We start from the raw sequence: 5,209 nt of genomic DNA, 5'->3' as shown, positions 1-5,209 counted from the left end.
CCGCAGCCTGCGCGCGGGCCGAGGGCGCGCCGCGCGAGGTGTTGCGCCTGCTCTCCGCCGCCGACGCGAAATTCGACGCGCAGGTTTTCCGCGCCCTGGCGCTGCTGCCCCGGATCGACTGGCCGCTGGTCCACGGCATAGCCGACGGCGCGGCGGGCGACCCGACCGCCTTCGACGCCTTTTTGGCCGCCGCCTTCGGCTGGCTCAGCGCGGCGCTGCGGGCACGGCGGACCGACGGCCCCCGCGCGGTCGCCCCCTATGCCGACGCCTGGGAGCAACTGGAGCGCGACTCGCGCGAACTGGCGATCTTCAACCTCGACAAGCGCGCCTTCATCCTGCTGGCCTTCGACCTGCTGGCGCAAAAGGCGCGGGAGGCGGGGGGATGACGTTTGGATGGCGCCAAGCGCGTCGTCGCAATCGCGGCTGTCGTTAAAGCACCGCGCCCGAGAGCAGGAGCGCAAGCTCCACCTGGCGCGAGGTTCCCGTCTTCGCGAAGATCGCCTTGATATGCGTGCGAACCGTACCGACGCTGACGCCGAGTTTCACGGCGATTTCGGCGGGCTGCGCGCCGCTGGCGATCGCCTGGGCGACCCGCGCCTCGGCGGGCGTGAGATCCAGCAACCCCTGAATCAACCCGGCCTCCGGCGACACCGCGACGGACAGGGCTGTGACGACCAGCAGGCAGTTCGCCGCCGAGAACACATCCTCGGCCTTGCGCCTGATGGGAACGACATGCGCGACCATGGCCGGGCGATTCTCGCGCGCGGCGATCGGCAGCGACTGAATCTGGTCGGCGGCGCACTCGCCCGATTGCATCTTGGCGAGGATCCGCGCGAACTGCGCGTCGGCGCGCAGATCGGTAAAGGCGAATCGCAACAGGCGATCCTGAAAAACGTCGGGTATCAGCGGTTCGAGCAGGTCGTTGGCAAGCAGGAGCTTGTTGGCGCGGGACAGAACCGCCGCCGGCAGGCCGATGGCGCGCATCGCCTCGGCGGCCGCCCGCGCCTTCTCGAGTCCGAGCCGACCCGCGATCAGCGCCGCCCGTTGCAGGTGGCCGGAGAGCCGGTTGAAGGCGTCGAGCGTGTCTTGCTCGTAGGGGCCGATTTCATGGCTGCGCTCCCAACTGAACGCGATCACGTCGCCGCTCGGCAAAGGCGCGGCGAGCGCCGCGCACAGCCCGCATCCCATGCTCTTGAGATAGTCGTAGCTCGGATCGGCGTCGATCTCCGCCTGCGTGAAAAGATCGCCATCGGTAAAGAAGCCGCGCAGGTTGCGTTCAAGACCGCGCTGACGCCGCTGGTTGCGCTCGCCCCAACCTTTGTCGAGAAAATCCTGAAACAGCGGCGCGAAGTCCGGCGACGCGGTCCAGCCCTGGTATTGGCAATTGGCGGTGAACAGCACGCCGCCAACCGCCTTCGATTGCACGGAGACGGCTTCAAGCAGATCCGGCCACATTTCAGGGACGATGGCGGCTTCGTAAATGCGGTCGATGAAAGGGTCGGGATCGAACATTTTGCGGGCTCCGGTCCCTTACTCCCATTCGATGGTTCCCGGCGGTTTTGACGTTACGTCATACACCACCCGGTTGACCCCCTTGACCTCGTTGATGATGCGCGTCGCGGCGCGGCCCAAAAACGCCATGTCATAGGGATAAAAGTCCGCCGTCATGCCGTCGACCGAGGTCACGGCGCGCAGGGCGCAGACGTGGTCGTAGGTGCGGCCATCGCCCATCACGCCCACGGTGCGCACCGGCAACAGCACGGCGAAGGCCTGCCAGATCACGTCGTACAGCCCGGCCTTGCGGATTTCGTCGAGATAGACCGCGTCCGCCTTGCGCAAAATCTCGAGCTTTTCGCGGGTGACGCCGCCCGGACAGCGGATGGCGAGGCCGGGGCCGGGGAAGGGGTGGCGGCCGACAAAGGCTTCGGGCAGGCCGAGTTCGCGACCGAGCGCGCGCACTTCGTCCTTGAACAGTTCGCGCAGCGGTTCGACCAGCTTCATGTTCATGCGCGCGGGCAGGCCGCCGACATTGTGGTGGCTCTTGATGGTGACGGACGGGCCGCCGGTAAAGCTGACGCTTTCGATCACGTCGGGATAGAGCGTGCCCTGCGCCAGGAATTCCGGGGCGCCCTTGCCGTCGGCCGCGATTTTTTTCGCTTCCGCCTCGAAAGTCTCGATGAACAGCCGGCCGATGGTCTTGCGCTTGGTTTCGGGGTCAACCTCGCCCTCCAGCGCGTTAATGAACAGATCCTGCGCCTCAACATGGACCAGCGGGATGTTGTAATGATCGCGGAACAGCCGCACCACTTCCTCGGCCTCGCCCATGCGCAGCAGGCCGTGATCGACGAACACGCAGGTCAGCCGCTCGCCAATGGCCTCGTGCAGCAGCACGGCGGCCACCGCCGAATCCACGCCGCCGGACAGCCCGCACAAAACCCTGCCTTGCCCGACTTGCGCGCGGATCGCCTTGACCGCCTCGCCGCGAAACGCCGCCATGGTCCAGTCGGATTTCAGCCCCGCGACCTTTTGCACGAAATTGGCCAGCAGTTTGGCGCCGTCGGGGGTGTGGACGACCTCCGGGTGAAACTGGGTGGTGAAGATTTTGCGCTTCTCGTCGGAGGCGAAAGCGAGGGGCGCGTTCTCGCTGCGGGCCTTGACCGTAAAACCGTCCGGAAGCTTGGTGACGCGGTCGCCGTGGCTCATCCAGACCTGATGGCGCCCGCCCGTCTCCCACAGCCCGTCGAACAGGGCGCTGGGAGCGATCACCTCGACTTCGGCGCGGCCGAATTCGGCGTGATGGCCGCCCTCGACCGCGCCGCCCATTTGCGCGGCTATGGTCTGCTGGCCATAGCAGATGGCCAGGATCGGCAGGCCCGAATTCAGAATGTTTTCCGGCGCGCGCGGCGAACCGGCTTGCGTGACGGAGGCCGGGCCGCCCGAGAGAATGATCGCGCCGGGTTTTATGGCGTCAAAAGCCTTTTCGGCCGACTGGAACGGGACGATTTCGCAGTAAACCCCGGCTTCGCGCACGCGACGCGCGATCAACTGGGTGACCTGCGAGCCGAAATCGACAATGAGGGCTTTGTCGTGGCGCCGAAGGATATCGTCGTGGAGGTCGGTCATGATTGGTCCTGAGGCGGAGCGCGCGGGCTGAGCGCCGCTTGCGCCAAGGTTGGCGGATTGCGCATCGGATTAAGCGAAAGGCGCGGGCGGCGCAAGGTTGCCCAAGATCGAGCCAGTTTGACCCAAGGTCATTCGATTCGCACGTCGTCAATTAATTGTGCAGCGCACAACCAAAGCTTGACGACGACTGATACAAACCATTTTTTTTGTCATAAATACCGCTGCGGTAGATAGACAAGTGAATATTCTTCAACTAGGTTGCAAAAGCCGTCGGGGAGACGGTCGCAGCCGGAATAATCGGCGCGGAGCTCGAGTCCAAGTCGTGGGAGGACGTCGGGTTTCTGGAATATGCGTCGGAATTTATCTCGGGGAGAGAGCAGCTTCGGCATATTCCGGTCCTGGCAGGACAAGGCGAGGCGGAGCGGAAAAGCATTCAGCTTTTCCGCTCTTTCATTTTCTAACCTTGCGTCAGATCAAGTCGAACGCCCATGCGCTAGCCGGGTTCCCCGCCGCGCGCCCAGTTCTCCTTCACCTCCGCCCGGTAATCGTCGTAGCGGCCTTGCGCGATCGCTTCGCGCGCGTAAACCATCAGATCCTGGTAATAGGCCAGATTGACCCAGGTCAGCAGCATCATCCCAAGAATTTCCTGGCAGCGCATGAGATGATGCAGATAGGCGCGTGAATAGTCGCGCGCCGCCGGGCATGTGCTCATCGGGTCGAGCGGGCGTGGATCGTCGGCGTTTTTGGCGTTCTTCAGATTGATCTTGCCCCAGCGCGTATAGGCGAGGCCGTGGCGCCCGGCCCGGGTCGGCATCACGCAATCGAACATGTCGATGCCGCGCGCCACCGATTCCAGCAGATCGTCAGGCGTCCCCACGCCCATGAGATAATGTGGCTTGTGCTCGGACAGATGCGGCATGACCGTCTCGATCATGGCGAGCATGACGTCCTGCGGTTCGCCCACCGCCAACCCGCCGACCGCCAGCCCGCCAAAATCCATGTCGGACAAGGTTTTGGCGCTTTCAATGCGCAGGTCGCGCTCGGCGCCGCCCTGGACGATGCCGAAACAGGCGCGGCCCGGTTGCTCGCCGAACGCCTTGCGCGAGCGCTCGGCCCAGCGCAGGCTGAGGCGCATGGCGCGCTCCGCCTCCTCGTGCGAACAGGGCAGTTTGACACATTCGTCGAACTGCATCTGAATGTCGGAGCCGAGCAGACGCTGAATCTCCATCGAGCGCTCCGGCGTCAACTGGTGGCGCGAACCGTCGATATGCGACTGGAAGGTGACGCCGTTCTCGTCGAGCTTGCGCAGTTTGGCCAGCGACATCACCTGAAACCCGCCGGAATCGGTGAGGATGTTGTGCGGCCAGTTCATGAACCTGTGCAGGCCGCCGAGTTGCGCGACGCGCTCGGCGCCCGGCCGCAGCATCAGGTGATAGACATTGCCGAGCACGACATCGGCGCCAAGCTCGCGCACCTGTCCGGGATACATCGCCTTGACCGTCGCCGCCGTGCCCACCGGCATGAAGGCGGGGGTGCGGATTATGCCGCGCGGGGTGGAGATTTCGCCGAGGCGCGCGCCGCCGTCGCGGGCGCGCAGGGTGAACTGGAAATCTTCGGTCATAAAGCCTCTTGCCGGTTGAGCGCCGCCTCTTGGCCGCGTCATGCCGGATATGTCCGGCCATCCACGCCGGCAGGAGCATCCGGAACGGCACCGCCAGCCCATCCTGCGCCTTTTGGGGGCGGCGGGTCGGCCGGCACAAGGCAGAGCGCGACGGCTGTTGTCAAGGCCGCCGGAAGCTCAACGGTCGCGCGCAGGGCAGGGCGCGCCGGTCGATAGAGGCGTGCGGTCAATCCTCCAGGCGGGTTTGAATGGTGAAAATGTCGAAGGGCGGCGCCTCCGGCCCGTTGGCGAAGCCGGGCGCGGCGGGCGCGGAGAGATTGGCGGCGTCGAAGGCCAGCAAGAGCAGGGCGGGGCGGTCGGGCGACTCATTGGAATATTGCACCGCCCCGCCCCCGGCGCGCGCCGTCTCCATCGCGCCTTGCGCCAGCCCCGCCTCGGCGCCGCCCTCGCTGCGCCGGATCACGG

Annotated in this window: 3 protein-coding genes and 2 pseudogenes; 1 reads left to right on the top strand and 4 read right to left on the bottom strand. The window is 65.5% G+C overall.

Features of this window, described 5'->3' with window-relative positions; all coding sequences use genetic code 11:
• A pseudogene (locus CCR94_RS25280) lies at positions 1-386 on the top strand (DNA polymerase III subunit delta'); the annotation flags it as partial.
• A gap of 43 nt (positions 387-429) precedes the next feature.
• Here the strand turns inward: CCR94_RS25280 and CCR94_RS20840 are convergent.
• From CCR94_RS20840 to CCR94_RS25275, 4 genes and pseudogenes are all read right to left on the bottom strand, one after another.
• Positions 430-1,512, bottom strand: a complete 1,083-nt coding sequence (locus CCR94_RS20840) for a helix-turn-helix transcriptional regulator (protein ID WP_104509880.1) — start codon at positions 1,510-1,512, stop codon at positions 430-432.
• A gap of 18 nt (positions 1,513-1,530) precedes the next feature.
• Entirely contained in the window at positions 1,531-3,123 is a 1,593-nt protein-coding gene (guaA, locus tag CCR94_RS20835) for a glutamine-hydrolyzing GMP synthase (protein ID WP_104509877.1), read from the bottom strand.
• 493 nt (positions 3,124-3,616) lie between these two features.
• Complete coding sequence (gene tgt / locus CCR94_RS20830; protein ID WP_104509875.1) at positions 3,617-4,744, bottom strand: tRNA guanosine(34) transglycosylase Tgt; 1,128 nt, start codon at positions 4,742-4,744, stop codon at positions 3,617-3,619.
• A 226-nt stretch (positions 4,745-4,970) separates the two neighbouring features.
• Positions 4,971-5,209 (bottom strand): annotated as a pseudogene (locus tag CCR94_RS25275) (hypothetical protein); the annotation flags it as partial.

The organism is Rhodoblastus sphagnicola, assembly GCF_002937075.1.
GTDB lineage: Bacteria > Pseudomonadota > Alphaproteobacteria > Rhizobiales > Beijerinckiaceae > Rhodoblastus > Rhodoblastus sphagnicola.
Note: the sequence above shows the minus strand (reverse complement) of the source record. Positions and strands in the feature narration are given on the sequence as shown.